A 15,562-nucleotide genomic window follows, 5' to 3' on the forward strand; every position below is an offset into this window, starting at 1 on the left:
AACATCTTTTGAAGGAATAGCATCGTGATGAATCGATCGAACAACTGGCTGCGCGGCGCGGTCGCGTGCTGCGCGCTGGTCCTGGTCGCGTGCGGTAGCAGTACCGGCAGCGGTGGCGGCCCGAAGAGCGGCACGCTGCACATGGCGTTCGTCTACGCCACCACCTCGCAGAATCCCTTCCAGGAGATGGCATCAGGGGCCGCGGCCGGGGCCGCCGACGCCGGGGACGTGGATCTGAACGAAACCGCGCCATCGTCGATCAACGGCCCCCAGGAGGTGTCCCAGTTCCAGGCCGCGGTGCGCACCGCGCGCGACGGGGTCGCGATGGAAACACTGACGCCGGACCTGTTCGTGCGTCCACTCCAGCAGGCCGCCGCCGGTGGGGTCCCGCTCGCCACCGTCGATACCGTGCCGCCGGTCGGCGCGAAGGTGGACCTGTACGTCGGCAACGACAACACCGAGCTCGGTCGCAGCCTCGCCACCGAGATCATCAAACAGATTCCGGTCGGCACCACCGGCGAGGTCGTTCTCGGCAACGACATCCCGGGCCTGGCGCTGCTGAGTCAGCGGTTGGACGGCATGAAAGCCGTTCTGCAGGAACAACGTCCAACGCTGACCGTGGTCGGCCCATTCGACACCGGCTCCGAACCCACCGACAACTACAACAAATGGAACAACACGGTGAAGGCGCACCCGAACGCGGTCGCCTACCTCGGTGCGGGTGCCTCCGACGCGGTGTCACTGTCGTTGATCCAGAAGAACACCGGTCGCCGGATGCTCGTCGGGTCCTGCGATCCCGACGCGCAGGCGCTGACCGGGGTCAAGGACGGCTACGTCGCCGCGCTCGCCTCGCCGGAGCATTGGCTCAAGGGCTACATCGCGATTCGGCTGCTCGCCGAGCACGCACGCACCGGCAAACCGTTGACGCAGGGCTGGTGGAATCCCGGCGGGCTGATCATCAACGCCTCGAACATCGACGAGATCATCGCCCGTCAGCAGAACGACCAGAGCAGACGGCAGTGGTTCGCCGCCGCAGCCACCCGCCAACTCGCCGATCCCGGCAGCTACCTGCGGCCGATGGCTGACGCGAAATGACAAGTGCGCCAATGCTCGAGGTGCGTGGCGTGGGCAAGACCTACGGCGGAGTGACCGCCCTGCACGACGCCGATCTGACCGTGCGCGAGGGCTCTGTGCACGCGCTGCTGGGGGAGAACGGCGCCGGAAAGTCCACGCTGATCAAGGTGGTGTCCGGTGCGGTGGCACCCGACCGCGGCAGCCTGCGGCTCGGCGGCCAGCCGGTGTCGTTCAGCTCGACCGCCCAGGCCGCCCGGCACGGGGTGGCGGTGGTGTCGCAGGAATTGAATCTGTTCCCCGATCTGGACGTGCTGGCCAATCTGTATCCGATGCGCGAACCGACCCGTGGACCCTTCCGGCACCGGGCCGCCATGGTCGCGCGCGCCGAGCCGGTGCTGGCCCAGCTCGGTCTCGACGTCGACGTGCGCCGTGAGCTGGGCACGTTGTCCCTGGCACAGCGTCAGCTGGTCGAGATCGCCAAGGCGCTGATCACCGAGCCGCGGGTATTGATCCTGGACGAGCCGACCTCGGCGCTGGACGAGGCGGGCACCCGCCGGTTGCTGAATATCGTTCGGGTACTGCGGGAACGCCGCGTCGCGGTGGTGTTCGTCTCGCACATCCTGGAGGAAACCATGGCGCTGTGCGATGAGATCACCGTGCTGCGGGACGGGCGTACGGTCCTCTCGGCGATGCCGCGCGCCGAGCTGGATATCGCGCAGGTGGTGACGGCCATGCTCGGCGAGCGCGCCACCGGCGCCGCCGATGTCGCGGTGTCGCGCGCGTCCGGACGGTTGCCAGGCGCCTTGCACGTGCAGGGTATCGATGCTCCCGGCCGTTTGCATGGGCTCGAATTCAGTGCCGCACCAGGGGAAATCGTCGGTATCGCCGGGTTGGTCGGTTCGGGCCACACGGCCATCCTCGAAGTCGTGGCCGGGCTGTGCGCGCCCAGCGCCGGTCGAATCACCCTGCCGGACGGACGATCCGGCCCGTCCGGTCTCCGCGCGGCGATCGCCGCCGGAGTCGCGTTGGTATCCGGCGATCGGCGGCGGATCGGGCTGATGCTCGACAAGCCGGTGTGGGAGAACATGGCCCAGATCCGGTCGGTGGCCCTGGCCCGCGACGGCATGCTACTGACACCGGGGAAGTTACGGGCTCGTGCCCGAGAACTCGTGTCTCGGTTACGCATTCGCACCTCGGATGTCGACGTCGCCTGCGGTCTGCTGTCGGGCGGTAACCAGCAGAAGGTGGTGCTCGCCAAATGGCTGGCGGCCGAGCCGACCGTGCTGCTGCTCGACGACCCGACCCGTGGTGTCGATGTCGGCGGCAAGGCTGAGATCCACGCCCTGCTGCGCACGGCCGCGGCCTCGACGGTGGTGCTGCTGTGCTCGACGGACCTCGACGAGCTCGCGGCACTCTGCGATCGGGTGCTGGTGCTGTATCGCGGCCGATTGTGCGCGACCCTGCGGGGTGACCGCATCGATCAGCACACGATCCTGCACGCCATGAACACCGGCACCGCCTGACCCCGGGCCGAACCCCTTGCGGGCGAAGATGTTCCGTTACCGCATAGAATCTCAGCTACGAAATCATATATGATCGTTCCCTGCCAGTGCCGCATCATCGAGGAGGGCACATGTCAGTGGCGATGCCGCCGCGGCTCGCGCGGGTGGACCGATTCGACAGCTTCCGCGACGCCGTCTCCAACACTTTCGTGCCGTTACAGGTGGAGCGAGCCGGGGCGGAACCCTTCGACGGACGGCTGCGCAGCGTCGCACTGGGCGCACTACAGGTGACCGAGGTCGGCGCCACTCCGCACGTGGTGCACCGGACGCCGGCCTTGATTTCACGCTCCGATCCCGAGTGTTACAAGCTGGGCGTGCAGTTGCACGGGCATTGCCTGCTCACCCAGGACGACCGCGAAACCAGCTTGGCCGAGGGTGATTTCGCGATCTACGACACCAGCCGCCCCTACTCCATGGCGTTCGACGGACCCTATCGGCAACTGGTGCTGATGCTGCCGCGACGACTGCTGTGCCTGCCCGAGGATCGGATCGCGGCCGTCACCGCGCGCCGGGTGCCCGGCAACCACGGCGCGGGTGCGCTGCTGTCGATGCTGCTGCGCGAACTGGCCTGCCACCTCGACGAGGTGACGGGACCGGCCGAGACGCGCCTGGCCGACAACATCATCGATCTGCTCGTCACCGTCCTGGCCGGCCGCCTCGACCTGCTCGCCTCGACCCGAACCGCCGTGCGCCGCCCGCTGACAGCGCAGGTCATGTCGTACATCGAAGGACACCTCGGTGACGGCGACTTGTCGCCGCAGCGCATCGCGACCGCGCACTACATCTCAACTCGATACCTGCACAAGCTCTTTCACGAGCAGTCGACCACCGTCGCGGGCTGGATCCGGGAGCGGCGCCTGGAACGCTGCCGCCGCGACCTGCGCGACCCGCTACGCCGCGACCGGTCGATCGCCGCCATCGCCGCGCGCTGGGGCTTCCCCGACCCCGCGCATTTCAGCAGAACGTTCCGCGCCGCCTACGGCATCAGCCCGCACGAGTACCGGCGCGCGCAACGCGCGCAACCGGTCTCGAATGCTGTTGTGCCTCAAGACTCCTGAATGGGATCGGGCAGTTTCCAGCGGTCCGGACGCGGACGTAGGTAGATCAGGTAGTAGGCACAGCCGAGCAGCATCGCGACGACAGCGACCGCCATCTGCTGCCAGGAGGCGTCGATAACGCTGTACGCCGAATAGCCCATCGCGGCGACGACAATGATCGGCGGCAGCGGCCAGAGCGGCATCCGATAGCCGCCGGAGGGCGGACGACGGCGCACTCGAAAAGCGGCCAGCGCGACGATCAGATACACCATGACCAGTCCCGCGCCCGTCGCGGTGATCAGCCAGAACAGCGGCAACACGGTCGCCGCGACGGCGGCCAACGCGCCGATTACCACGGTGGCGACCACCGGTGTACGCCACCGCGAATGCACGCTGCCGAGCGCCCGATCGATCGGGTCGGGCCAACTCCGATCGCGCGCCGAAGCGAACAACAGCCGCGAGATCTGCAGGATGATGGCGATCACCGCGTTGACGATCGCGATCGCGATGCCGACGCTCACCAGGGTGTTCACCGTGGATCCGCCACGCGCGGTGAGGAAGTAGTTCATCGGCGCCGGGCTGGTCAGCAGGTCGGTCATCGATGGGGCGCCGAGGACGACGGCGGCCAGCGGCAGGATTTCGATGGCGACGGTGGCTGCCAGGCAGACCAAGATCACCCGGCCGATGGTGCGCGTCGCGTTCTTCGTCTCCTCCGCGTAGTAGACCGCCGCCCCGTAGCCGTTGTAGCCGAACAAAGCCACCGGAATGAGGGCGGCCAGCGCGCCCGCGCCCACCGGAGTCAGATCGCCGTCGGTGATGGTGACCGCGTGCACCCATTCCGACGGGCCGCGTTGAATATTGGCGAAGCCGAGGTAGACCAATACCGCGATCGCCACGATCTCGATACACAGGAAAACCCCGGTGACCCAGGCGTTGGCCTTGATGTTGAGCACCGCGATGCCGGTGGTCACCACGATGACGCCGACGCCGACCCATTTGCCGCCGAGCTGGGGGATCGCGACGCCGAGGTAGTCGCCGGTGCCGAGGGCGATGACCGCGATGATCAGCACTCCGTTCACCAGCGTCAGCGCGAACAGGGCGAACCCGATGGGACGGCCGAGTAGCCTTGCCGCCCAAGTGTATTCACCGCCGGTGATCGGGAAGGTCGCCGAGAGTTCGGCGCAGCAGAGTGCGATGAACACCGACGCCACCGCCGCGATGGCCAGGGTCAGCACCGACGCGCCGCCCGCCGCCAACAGGATCGACGGAATGATGATGAACACACTCGACGCCGGCGTCACCGACGACAGCGTGATCAGGATGTTTTCCCCCATGCCGAGCGCTCGCGAGAGCTGTTGGCGGTAGCGGGGCTGTTGATGGTCGTCGTCGGCAGTCTGGCCGGTGGTCTGGGTCGCCATGGCCGGTCCTTTCTTTGATATACAGTCAAAGAATGACCTAAAGTTGCTGAGAAGGTCCGGTTTTCGAGGTTACGAATGATTAATTCGTCATCAACATGAGGCAACAGGAGGGGCGGATGGCACGGCACAAGGATCAGGAGAAGGCCCGCCGGGTGATTCTCGACGCGGCACTGACCGCGGTATCCGACCGCGGCGTCGGCAAGCTCAAGATCCGGGAGGTCGCCGAGTTCGCCGGAGTCTCGCCCGCGACGGTGCACTACTACTTCGACGATCTCGACAACCTGCTGCGCGAGGTCCACCGCGAGGCCAGCGACCGGTTCTTCGGCGGTCGGCTGGCCATGGTCGCCACCATCACCGACGCGCGCGCGAAGATCGGCGCGTTGATCTGGGCGGGCCTGCCCGCCTCGGAGGCCGATGAGCTGGTCGTCGCGCTGTATCGGCTGGCCGCCTATCGCAGCATCGCCGCCGAGCACGGTGACCTGATCGCCGCGCTGTTCGAGCAGCAGGTCGCGGTGTACCTGAGCGCGTTGGAGGTGGGAATCGCCCAGGGGCACTTCACCATTGATGCGCCGATCCTGGATGTTGCCGCGAATCTGGTTGCGCTGGAGGATGCCTACGGTTTGCACATCGTCAGTCGCAATCGATCGATCACCAAAGCCCGTGCCGCCGAGCTGATCTGCTCCTATGCGCGGACTGCCACGCACTGCCTTGACATCAGCACGCCGGAAGGATGACCCGATGACCGAGCACCGATCGTTTTCCCCCGACGGACGCCCGCGGGCACGGGCCCTGGGCATCGCGCCGGACGGCACACCTGGTCCGTGGAATGCCATCACCGATGTGGCCGGAATCGAGGTGGGGTATCAGACCCTGAACGCAGGGGACGGACCCCTGCGGGTGGGCGAGGGGCCGGTGCGGACCGGTGTGACGGCGATCCTGCCGCGCGGCCGAGCCGGCGTCGGGCGGCCGTGTGCCGCGGGGCGCTACTCGCTCAACGGAAACGGCGAAATGACCGGCACCGCATGGATAGACGAGGTCGGCCAGCTGTCGATGCCGGTCACGATCTCCAATACCCATGCCATCGGCGCCTGTCACACCGGCGCGATCCGGTGGATCAACAAGACCGATCCGGCCCTCGCTCGGGAGTGGCTGCTTCCGGTCTGCGCCGAAACCTGGGACGGGTACCTCAACGACATCAACGGCGGTCACGTCACACCGGAACTCGTTGTCGCCGCGCTGGATTCGGCCCGCACCGGGCCACTCGGCGAGGGCTCGGTCGGCGGCGGCACCGGAATGAACTGTTATGCCTTCAAAGGCGGTAGCGGCACCGCGTCGCGACTGGTCGAGTTCGGGCCGCACACCTACACGGTCGGGGTGTTCCTGCAGGCGAACTTCGGCTCCCGGCGCGAACTGACGATCCGTGGACAGCGGGTCGGCGATCAGCTCCGGGCCGGCAATCCGATGGAATCCACCCACTGGGGGACCGCGCCCGATCGAATGCCTGCCGCGCCCGGCGGTTCGGGATCGGTGATCGTTATCGTCGCGACCGATGCCCCGCTCGATCCGTTGCAGTGCACCGCCATGGCCCGACGAGTTCCGTTCGGACTGGCTCGTACCGGCACGACCGGCAGCCTGTTCTCCGGTGATCTGTTCCTGGCCTTCAGCACAGCCGGAGATCGCGGTTCGGACACGGGATTTCCGATCGGTACGCCCACCGACGCCGACCTGGTAGCCACTGCCCGCCTGCCGTGGAACCGGATGGATCCGATGTATACCGCCGTCGTCGAGGCGGTCGAGGAGTCCGTGCTGAACGCGCTCATCGTGAACACCTCGATGACCGGCCGAGACGGCCACCACTCACCCGCCCTCCCGCACGACCAACTGAAGACGCTGCTGGCGAACGGATTTCGGTAGCCGCCGGCCGGTCGGGTGGCTACCCTTCGAGTCCGTCGATATGGATCCCGACATCGCGGTTGCCGCAGTTACACACGCAGTACCCGCAGGTACAGCACGCGGTGCAATCGCACGGTGGGATCAGGCCCGCCGGGGCCGAGCGGTCGTCGGCCATGGTCAGGTCCGCCGGTTCGAGATCGAGCAATTCGAGGGCGAGTTTCGCCGAGGTGGTAGGCATGCGCCGGTCCTCTCCTGGTTAGGTTGAACAAGGACCTCGAATATGCGCGCCGCGCTTGCCCTTTCGACAGGGAAACTATCCCCGCCCAACCGGGTCTCACCCCGGTTGGGCGGGAACATTTCCCGGCCGTTCGGGAATTCACGCCCTGTCGGCGTGACCATTGCGCGTGTGATGGTGCTCCCGAGGCGAAGGGAGTCCGGCATGCGTCCACGATTGAATCCGGCCGTGCGTTATGTGGCCTGTCCCGACGGGGTGTACCTGTTCGGTGACCGGGGCGCGCGCACGCTGCGGGGAGCTCGGGCATTCGAATGGCTCAGCAGGCTCGAACCGTATCTGAACGGCGAAGTGGAGCTGTACGAGCTGACCGCTGCGCTGACCGCCGAGCAGCGGGCCACTGTCGAGGGCATGGTGACTGCGCTGCACGAGCACGGGTTCGTGACCGATGCGCAGGCCGACATCGCACACCACCTATCGGCGGCGGATCAGCGCACCTATGCCCGCGAAATCGCTTTTCTCGGCTGCGCGATCGACTCGCCCGAACATCGGTTCCAACGTCATCGGGAGGGGCGGGTGACGGTGCTCGGCGCGGCGGGGACCGAGTCCGTCGTCACTGCTGTCGTCGCGGCCGGACTGCGCTCGGGCTGGGCGGATGTTCGTGTTGTCGCCGCCGAGCAGGGCCGCGCCGAGCTGGTGTCGGCCATCGAAGCCGCGCGTCGAGACGAGCGGCAGCGGGTTGTTGTGGCGACCGAGGCAGCCGACTTGCGTAGCGCCGATATCGTGCTGCAAATTGCCAGTGTCCCAGCTGAATTGGTGGCTTCGGCCCACGCCGTACCGGAGGGCGTGTCGCTCGGGCAGATGTTGATCGGGACCGACGAAGCCTGGATTTCGACGGTCGGCGATCCTGTCGACAACGCATCGTGCTGGAAACGTTTGCGGGCCAACCGCAAAGCTATGGACGTCTCAGTGCCGAATCGGTGGATCACCGGACCGGTGCCTGCGGTGCTTGCCGCGCATCTGGTACTCGGGTCGTTCCGTCATCGCACCGGACTGGACGCGCTGCCCTCGCCTACACCGAGCGGGCCGCGATTGACCAGGGTCGATCTGCGCACCCTGAACATGACAACGCACAGTGTCACGCCGATACCCGCTGCCGCCGAACGTGATTCACGATCAGTAAGCCAGCGCAGTATGACAGCGGACGATCTGCTCGCGCAGGCCGGTGATCTCGTCGATGAGAACACCGGCGTCATCACGGTTCTCGACGAGGGCAACCTGCCGCAGTTCCCGCTGTCGGTGTGCCGTGCGGTGGTCTCCGATCCGGCCGCGGTGCTCCCGGCCGCACTGCCGGAAGTGCTTGGCTGGGGGCGGGACCAGCACGTTGCCCGCACGCGCACAGTACTGCGGGCACTGGCCGTCTACGCGTGGCTCACTGCGGGGGAGACGGCAACTGGTCTGGATCTCGTAACTGGTGAAACACGTACATTGTCAGCGATCGACGCAGCGAATCCACTGGCCATCGGTGTCGCCGCGGGACTCACCCAGGCGGACGCCATCGCTTGGGGCCTGCGTCAGCAGTGCGAGTCGCTGCTCGTCGAGCGGCGTGCGGCGTGGGCGGTGCTGTCAGCCGTCGAAGCGCATCGAATACCGTTGGACGAGAGTGGTTGTCGACTCTTGCAACAGCTCGACGTGGCGGGATGCCGGACGTCGGTAGTTGACCTCGGCGACGTACTGGGAGTACCGGCCTACGCCGTGCGTACCGAAGGCGGCGACGAGGTGGTGAGTTGCGCGGCCACCGCACAGGAAGCTGTGCGGGACGGCTTGGCGCGCACACTGCTCGCCTGGCAAGGGTTTCCGACCAGCTGCGCCGCCGCGACCGTGACGACGTCCGAGGACCCCGGATTGCTCGCCAAGGCTTTGCATGAGGCCGGATTCTCGCCCGTCGCACTGCTTCTCGACAGCGACGTCACGCTTGCTCATACGGTTCGGGTGGTGCTCGATGCCGCATGACATCGCCGTGCTCGGCGAGGGACTGCTCGCCACCGCCATCCGAGCGGCCCTGACGGCTGCGGGTAATCGCCGCTGTGACGGGCGATCATGCGACGCGCTGATCGTCGCCGACGACGGCGCCAGCGCCGTGATGTCGACCGATCGCCCGGCCTTGCCCTGGATTCCAGTGCGGCTGAACCACACTCAGGTACTTGTCGGGCCCGCCGGCCTGCCGGGGAGAGCGGGTTGCCCGACCTGCGCGCACCGCCGTCGCGAACACAATCGTGCCGACGCGCCCCAACGTGCGGCGCTGACCGCGCAGTTCGGCGCGGAATTGCTCGACCGACCGTCGCCGCTACTTCTGGACACCACGGCCGCCGCGGCGGCGGCGCTCGCGGTCGCCGAGGCAGAGCTGCTGGTAGCCGGCACGCCGAACACCACCCAGTGGAGCCTTGATCTGGAGACTGCGGTGATGAGCAGTCATCCGATCATGGCCGATCCGCTGTGCCCGGATTGTGCGGAGTTGCCCGATGACAGCCCTGAGCTCGTGCGCATCCCGCCCGCCCCGAAACCGGAACCACAGCGGATACGCACCCGCGACCTCACCGCGGATCTGCCGGAGCTGCAACGGATTTACGTCGACGAGGGCACCGGGATGGTCCGTGCGATCACCACCTGGACCACCGCGACCTGCCCGATGTCCAGGGCGGCGATCGAATCCGAGCAGGCTCCCGCGAGCAGCCACGGCTACGGGCGCGGTTTCGATGTCGACGCGACGAAGGCCGCCGCGGTAGCCGAGGCGCTGGAACGACTTGGCGGACAACGTCCCCGTGGCCTGCGCACCTCGGTGCGAGCCGCCTATGCCGCGGTCGCCGACCGGGCTGTCGATCCCCGCGCCTTCGGCCTGTACTCCGACGAGCGATATGGCAGTCCCGGCTTCCGGTTCCATCGCTACCATCCGGACCTGGAAATACCTTGGGTGTGGGCGTATTCGTTCGCTCGCGCCGAGGCCGTGCTGGTTCCGGAGTGCCTGGCGTATTACGGCGTTCACGACCGTCGTTTCGTCTACGAGACGTCCAACGGCTGTGCCGTCGGGAGTTCGCTCGCGGAGGCGGCTTTGCACGGGCTGCTCGAGGTCACCGAGCGGGATGCCTTCCTGCTCAGCTGGTACGCGAGGCTGCCCGCGCCTCGGGTGGATCTGGACTCGGCGGTGGATCGGCGGATTTCGCTGCTCGTGGATCTGGTCGCGCACGAATTCGGTTACGAGGTAGCGGCTTTCGACTGCGCGACCGAGGTCGGCATCCCGGCGTACTGGCTGATGGCCGTCGACAAGACTCCCGACGACAGCCGACCGAGGGTCCTCTGCGGGGCGGCCGCGCATGTGTTTCCCGAGCATGCGTTGCTGAGCGGCATCCAGGAAATGCTCACGATGCTGGAGGGATTCGATACTCGCTACGATCCCGAGGCGGCCCGCCGCATGGTCGCCGACGCCGACGCGGTCGGTGACATGGAAGACCACAGCATGCTCTACGGCCACCCTGATGCTTTTGCCCGCTTGGGCTTTCTGCCCTTCGACGGCCCGCGGCGGCCGATTCCCGGTGCCGCCTGGCCCGAATTCACCGATCTCACCGAGGATCTGGGGCACCTCGCCGGCCGGTACCTCGCGTGCGGTCTCGATGTCCTTGTCGTCGACGAGACCTCGCCGGAGCATCGTGCGGGCGGGCTCGCCTGCGCGAAGGTACTGGTGCCCGGCACGCTGCCGATGACCTTCGGGCACCGGCACCGCCGGGACCACGGCTTGCGGCGAATCCGCACGGCACCAAGGGTTCTCGGCTACACCGAACACGACCTCGCCGCGGACGCGGTCAATCCCTATCCGCATCCGTTCCCGTGAGGAGGCAGTCGATGAGCGCCGAGGCCGGTTTCTTGATGGCGACGTTCCTGGACCACAGCCGTGGACCAGCGCGCGGTCCAATCGACTGGGACGCCGCTCCGGCGAAGTACAAGCACTATCCAGAGGCGGAGCGGGTGCGCCTGCCGTGGGGCGAGGACGGGGCCGCTGCCTCGTCGATCCTTTCGTTGACCGGTGATCTGCTGCTCGATCTGTGCGGTATCACGCGCGTGCTGTGGACGCCGGTCGTGGACCATGACGGTGTACCGACGCCCGGCGCGTTCGCGATCCAGCTCGGGCGGTCCGCCCCGTCCGGCGGTGCGCTGTACCCGTTGGAGGCGTATGTCGCCGTGGGTGATCCCGAACCCGCGCTCTATCACTATGATTCGGCGCATCATAGCCTCGAGCTGTTGCGACCGGGCGATCATCGCGGCGCTCTGTCTGCCCTGGCGGTCGATCCCCCGGACCCCTTGCCCGCCGCAGTGGTGGTACTCGCAACTCGCTTCTGGCGCAACGGATTCAAATACGGCGAGTTCGGATACCGGCTGCAGACACAGGAAATCGGCGTGCTCGCCGCCCAAGCCGAGGCGGTGGCAGCGCGCCTCGGCACCACCGTTCATACCGACCTGCATTTCGCCGACGAACCGGTCCACGAGCTACTCGATCTCGATCCGCGCGCGGAGGCCGCGCTGGCCATGATGTTCGTCGGCGAGGACACCACGGCCACGAGCACACTGTCGTACGGTGAATTGATCGGGCTCGCCCCGGCTGTCGCGTTGGAGCGCCCACCGGCAATCACCGAGAAGCTCCCTGCCATGGCGGCGCTACACGCCGTCTCTATGACAGCACTAGATGACCCAGCGTCGGAACCAGCGCCGTATCCGATGGAGGCCGGGCGTGCGGTCCCACTCCCGCAGGTGCCGGTGGCACTCGAGGCAGGCATCGCGGGCAGATCCTCACCCGCCGACGGGTTCTACCCTCGATCCATCGAGGCGGTCCATCTAGCCGGTCTGGTCGGCGCGGTCGCGGCAGACTGGACCGGGTTCGGCCGAGGATCGGCACTGTACTGCCTCGTCGCGCGGGTCGACGGAGTGTCACCCGGTCTGTACCGCTACGACCCGGCTCGGCACACCCTCGTCGAGATCGCCGCGGGAGTCGACGCCGCCATCCGATGCCACCCCATCGTCGGCGAGGCCGCCGCAATCCTCCTGCCTGTCGGCGATTTCCTGGCGGGCCTACCGGCCGTCGGCGCTCGCTGGTATCGGATCGTGCAAGCCGACGCAGGCATTGTCTTGCAACGCGGAGCGCTCGCGGCCGCAGCCCTCGGCCTCGGCGCCCGCATCTACTCCGGCGAAACCCCGGACTTCACCGACCATCTCGGCTGCACGGGCACCCGCACCGCACTCGCCGCGCTGATGATCGGAGTTCCGCGAGTGACCACAATGCTGGACCAACGGCTTCACCCGAACGGGGCAGCGCCCGCTTTTGACGCGTGAGTCAGAGCCGAAAGGCACTGTTCGCGTTGGGTATCCGCTCCTACCATGGACCGGAGGTGCTCGCCACCTTCGGTACTGGGAGAAGCTGATGTTGAACATAAAAGTCCCGACAACGACCGATATCACTGCCTCGCGCGGGATTCCGCAGCAGGATTTTTTGAAGGCCACCGAACTGCTGGTCCAGTTCGTCGATCCGAAGCCTAAGTCGGGCACCTCGGCATACAAACTGCTCGGCATTATTGCCATGAGCGCGATCGAGGACAGGTCCGAAACCTATTCGGAGCTGGATGTCGCCTATGCCTACGCGAAGCTGTACAAGCTCGCCCAGTCCAGGAAGACCCAGATCGAAGTCGACCGCAAGTACCTGCTCGAGCTGATGGACGGCAAGGAGAACCGGGAGAGGGCCGGGAAACTGGCCGGTGCGCAGCGTGACCAGTCGAGGAAGAGCAGCGAGGCCCTCGACAAGCTGGAGGCCGAGAAATACATCTTCATCGCGCGCGGCACCGACCCGACGCAGGCGCGAAGGATCATTGCCCAGGAGACATTCGGCGGATTGGAGCCGAATCCCGACCGCACCACCGCGCCGACGGACAAGGACGCGGACAAACAGACCGGCTTCGGCGACAAAGGCACTGCGACGGGTGTCATCGAGGAGTGGTCGCTCGGACAACTGGACGGTTTCGCCACGAACGGGTTCATGCTGCTGGCAGCCGCCGAGCCCGCGTATGTGACGTTGCCGCCGAAGGGGAAGCGCAGCGCCGGCGAACGCGGCGTCTGCGGCTACGCCGATCGTCGGCTCGCCGGCGTCGCCATCGGCGGCGAGGGCCGGGCGGGCGACGGCATCGACCCTTTGGTTCGTGAGATCGACGGCATCAACAAGGCCGACCACCGCACGCACGCCTCGCTTCTGGCGCTGCAAGAATCGGCGGCACGCCGGGTCACCTGAGCGATCCGCTGTCGGACAACACCTTTCGCGAGACCGATTTGCGACGAACGGGGCGGCGGTTACTGTCATGGGATGAGTCCACAGCCGCTTGCCCTGCCGTCCGACGACTGGTCCGAATGGCTCGACGGGTATGTGCGTGGCAGGCTGCGGACCGCGTCCGCGACGCTGCGGCGACTCGCAGACGGTACCCGCCGCGACACCGCTGACGTGCTGATTCTGTGGAACGATGCGGACATCGCGCTGCGCGGTGCCGAATCGGCCGCGCTGTTCTTTGTCGAGGTCCATCCCGATCCCGAGGTGCGTGGACTGGCCGAGAAGCTGGTCCAAGAGGTCGATCGGGTGAAGACCGACCGCGGCCTCGACCGTGCGCTCTACGAGATCGTCGCGGCCACCGACTCGACCGGTTTGGCCGAGGTGGCCGCGCGCCTGCGCGACCACGTGCTGCGCGACTTCCGGCGCAGCGGCGTGGACCGTGACGATCGGACGCGAGCCAGGCTGCGCGACATCTCCGAGCGACTCACCGAACTCACCCAGGACTTCGGCCGGGCGATCCGCGACGATGTTCGCTCGATCCGGTTGGCGCCCGAGCAGCTCGACGGACTGCCCGCCGACTTCATCGCCGCGCATCCGCCCGCCGCGGACGGCTTGGTCACGGTCACCACCGACTACCCGGACTTCCGCCCATTCCGTACCTTCGCCCGCGACGGCGCGGCCCGGCGCGACCTGAACGTCGCGTTCGAGAGTCGTGGCTGGCCCGCCAATGACGCTGTCCTGCACGAGATGCTCGACCTGCGTGACGAGCAGGCCAGGCTGGTCGGGTTCGACAACTGGCCCGACTACGACGCGGACATCAAGATGATCGGCTCCGGCCAGGCCATCGCCGAGTTCATCGAGCGGATCTCGATTGCCGCGGCGGCCGCGGGTCAGCGCGATTTCGACACGTTGCTCGCGCGGCGACACGAGGATGACGCCGCCGCCACTATCGACCGCTCCGAGGTCGGTTACTACATGGAGCTGGTCCGGCGCGAACAGTATGACGTCGACGCGAGGGAGGTGCGCCGATACTTCGACTTCACCCGCGTCCGGGCGGGACTGCTCGCGGTGACCGGGCAGCTGTTCGGGCTGGAATATCGGCCGGTCGATGTTCCGAGCTGGCATGCGGACGTCACCGCCTACGATGTCTACGCCGACGGTGAACGACACGGGCGTATCTACCTCGACCTGCATCCGCGCGAGGGAAAGTACAAGCACGCCGCGCAATTCGAGCTCGTCAGCGGGATCACCGATCGGCTGCTGCCGGAGGGTGTGCTGGTGTGCAACTTCTCCCGCGAGTTGATGGAACACCAGGAGGTCGTCACGCTGTTCCACGAATTCGGGCACCTCATCCACCATGTGCTCGGCGGAAGGCAGGAGTGGGCGCGGTTTTCCGGAGTGGCCACCGAGTGGGACTTCGTCGAGGCGCCGTCGCAGATGCTCGAAGAATGGGCTTGGGACCCAACGATTCTCGGCCTGTTTGCCGTTGACGAGACCGGCGCGCGTATTCCCGTCGATCTGGTGGAACGGATGCGGGCCGCGAAAGACTTCGGCAAGGGTATTTCGATCCAGACCCAGGTCGGCTACACCGCGGTTTCCTATCTGCTGCACCGTGATCGGCCTACCGACCACACCGCAGCGGTGTTCGACATGATGGAACGGTACGGCCTGATCGCCAGCTTGCCCGACACCAATTTCCAGGCTTCGTTCGGGCATCTCGCGGGGTATACGTCCGCGTACTACACATATTTGTGGAGTCTGGTGATCTCGAAGGATCTCTTCTCCGCATTCGATACCGGCGATCTGCTCGAGCCTGCGGTGGCGCAGCGGTATCGGGACCGAATTCTCGCTCCCGGTGGATCGAAGGACGCCGCCGATCTGATCACTGATTTCCTCGGACGCCCGTTCACCTTCGATGCGTTCGCGGCGTGGTTAGCGTCCTGACCCGGGGTTAGATTCCTTCTACGCCATGTGCTGGTCCTAATGGA

At 66.8% G+C, this 15,562-nt stretch carries 12 protein-coding genes; 10 read left to right on the forward strand and 2 right to left on the reverse strand.

Annotated elements, in window-relative coordinates; translation table 11 throughout:
* The first annotated feature begins 27 nt into the window (after positions 1 to 27).
* From ABZ942_RS28495 to ABZ942_RS28505, 3 genes are all read left to right on the forward strand, one after another.
* On the forward strand, positions 28 to 1,095 hold the full coding sequence (locus ABZ942_RS28495) for a substrate-binding domain-containing protein (RefSeq protein ID WP_357387937.1): 1,068 nt from the start codon (positions 28 to 30) through the stop codon (positions 1,093 to 1,095).
* Positions 1,092 to 2,597 (forward strand): sugar ABC transporter ATP-binding protein, encoded by a 1,506-nt coding sequence (locus ABZ942_RS28500; RefSeq protein WP_357387201.1) that lies wholly within the window; start codon positions 1,092 to 1,094, stop codon positions 2,595 to 2,597. The genes ABZ942_RS28495 and ABZ942_RS28500 overlap by 4 nt, the downstream gene beginning before the upstream one ends.
* A 110-nt stretch (positions 2,598 to 2,707) precedes the next feature.
* Entirely contained in the window at positions 2,708 to 3,694 is a 987-nt protein-coding gene (locus ABZ942_RS28505; RefSeq protein ID WP_357387203.1) for a helix-turn-helix domain-containing protein, read from the forward strand.
* On the opposite strand, the gene ABZ942_RS28510 is transcribed toward ABZ942_RS28505, so the two are convergent.
* Positions 3,682 to 5,091 (reverse strand): APC family permease, encoded by a 1,410-nt coding sequence (locus ABZ942_RS28510; protein ID WP_357387205.1) that lies wholly within the window; start codon positions 5,089 to 5,091, stop codon positions 3,682 to 3,684. The two genes, ABZ942_RS28505 and ABZ942_RS28510, sit on opposite strands and share 13 nt — an antisense overlap.
* 116 nt (positions 5,092 to 5,207) lie before the next feature.
* On the opposite strand from ABZ942_RS28510, the gene ABZ942_RS28515 reads away from it, so the two are divergent.
* Together ABZ942_RS28515 and ABZ942_RS28520 are read left to right on the forward strand one after the other, a co-directional pair.
* Entirely contained in the window at positions 5,208 to 5,825 is a 618-nt protein-coding gene (locus ABZ942_RS28515; protein ID WP_357387207.1) for a TetR/AcrR family transcriptional regulator, read from the forward strand.
* Positions 5,826 to 5,829: 4 nt separating this feature from the next.
* Positions 5,830 to 7,005, forward strand: a complete 1,176-nt coding sequence (locus ABZ942_RS28520; protein ID WP_357387209.1) for a P1 family peptidase — start codon at positions 5,830 to 5,832, stop codon at positions 7,003 to 7,005.
* 19 nt (positions 7,006 to 7,024) lie between these two features.
* Here the strand turns inward: ABZ942_RS28520 and ABZ942_RS28525 are convergent, their stop codons facing one another.
* The gene (locus tag ABZ942_RS28525; RefSeq protein ID WP_357387211.1) at positions 7,025 to 7,222 is read right to left on the reverse strand and encodes a hypothetical protein; all 198 of its coding nucleotides are present in this window, start codon (positions 7,220 to 7,222) and stop codon (positions 7,025 to 7,027) included.
* Between the two features lie 201 nt (positions 7,223 to 7,423).
* Between ABZ942_RS28525 and ABZ942_RS28530 the strand changes: the two genes are divergently transcribed.
* From ABZ942_RS28530 to ABZ942_RS28550, 5 genes are all read left to right on the forward strand, one after another.
* Positions 7,424 to 9,229, forward strand: a complete 1,806-nt coding sequence (locus tag ABZ942_RS28530; protein WP_357387214.1) for a hypothetical protein — start codon at positions 7,424 to 7,426, stop codon at positions 9,227 to 9,229.
* A complete protein-coding gene (locus ABZ942_RS28535; protein ID WP_357387216.1) occupies positions 9,219 to 11,102 on the forward strand; it encodes a TOMM precursor leader peptide-binding protein in 1,884 nt (627 codons plus the stop codon). The genes ABZ942_RS28530 and ABZ942_RS28535 overlap by 11 nt, the downstream gene beginning before the upstream one ends.
* Before the next feature lie 11 nt (positions 11,103 to 11,113).
* On the forward strand, positions 11,114 to 12,595 hold the full coding sequence (locus ABZ942_RS28540; RefSeq protein ID WP_357387218.1) for a SagB family peptide dehydrogenase: 1,482 nt from the start codon (positions 11,114 to 11,116) through the stop codon (positions 12,593 to 12,595).
* Between the two features lie 157 nt (positions 12,596 to 12,752).
* Positions 12,753 to 13,541 carry a hypothetical protein gene (locus ABZ942_RS28545; RefSeq protein ID WP_357387220.1) on the forward strand — a complete coding sequence of 263 codons (789 nt, stop codon included), beginning with the start codon at positions 12,753 to 12,755 and terminating at the stop codon, positions 13,539 to 13,541.
* Between the two features lie 72 nt (positions 13,542 to 13,613).
* A complete protein-coding gene (locus ABZ942_RS28550; RefSeq protein ID WP_357387222.1) occupies positions 13,614 to 15,518 on the forward strand; it encodes a M3 family metallopeptidase in 1,905 nt (634 codons plus the stop codon).
* Positions 15,519 to 15,562: the final 44 nt, after the last annotated feature.

The sequence above is a fragment of the Nocardia sp. NPDC046473 genome, assembly GCF_040645995.1.
Lineage (GTDB): Bacteria > Actinomycetota > Actinomycetes > Mycobacteriales > Mycobacteriaceae > Nocardia.

What these genes read in the sequence shown, in the direction of transcription:
- ABZ942_RS28500 (WP_357387201.1), top strand. Translation starts at nt 1,092, where the DNA reads ATGACAAGTGCGCCAATGCTCGAGGTGCGTGGCGTGGGCAAGACCTAC.
- ABZ942_RS28510 (WP_357387205.1), bottom strand. Translation starts at nt 5,091, where the DNA reads ATGGCGACCCAGACCACCGGCCAGACTGCCGACGACGACCATCAACAG.
- ABZ942_RS28505 (WP_357387203.1), top strand. Translation starts at nt 2,708, where the DNA reads ATGTCAGTGGCGATGCCGCCGCGGCTCGCGCGGGTGGACCGATTCGAC.
- ABZ942_RS28530 (WP_357387214.1), top strand. Translation starts at nt 7,424, where the DNA reads ATGCGTCCACGATTGAATCCGGCCGTGCGTTATGTGGCCTGTCCCGAC.
- ABZ942_RS28520 (WP_357387209.1), top strand. Translation starts at nt 5,830, where the DNA reads ATGACCGAGCACCGATCGTTTTCCCCCGACGGACGCCCGCGGGCACGG.
- ABZ942_RS28515 (WP_357387207.1), top strand. Translation starts at nt 5,208, where the DNA reads ATGGCACGGCACAAGGATCAGGAGAAGGCCCGCCGGGTGATTCTCGAC.
- ABZ942_RS28525 (WP_357387211.1), bottom strand. Translation starts at nt 7,222, where the DNA reads ATGCCTACCACCTCGGCGAAACTCGCCCTCGAATTGCTCGATCTCGAA.
- ABZ942_RS28535 (WP_357387216.1), top strand. Translation starts at nt 9,219, where the DNA reads ATGCCGCATGACATCGCCGTGCTCGGCGAGGGACTGCTCGCCACCGCC.
- ABZ942_RS28550 (WP_357387222.1), top strand. Translation starts at nt 13,614, where the DNA reads ATGAGTCCACAGCCGCTTGCCCTGCCGTCCGACGACTGGTCCGAATGG.
- ABZ942_RS28540 (WP_357387218.1), top strand. Translation starts at nt 11,114, where the DNA reads ATGAGCGCCGAGGCCGGTTTCTTGATGGCGACGTTCCTGGACCACAGC.
- ABZ942_RS28495 (WP_357387937.1), top strand. Translation starts at nt 28, where the DNA reads ATGAATCGATCGAACAACTGGCTGCGCGGCGCGGTCGCGTGCTGCGCG.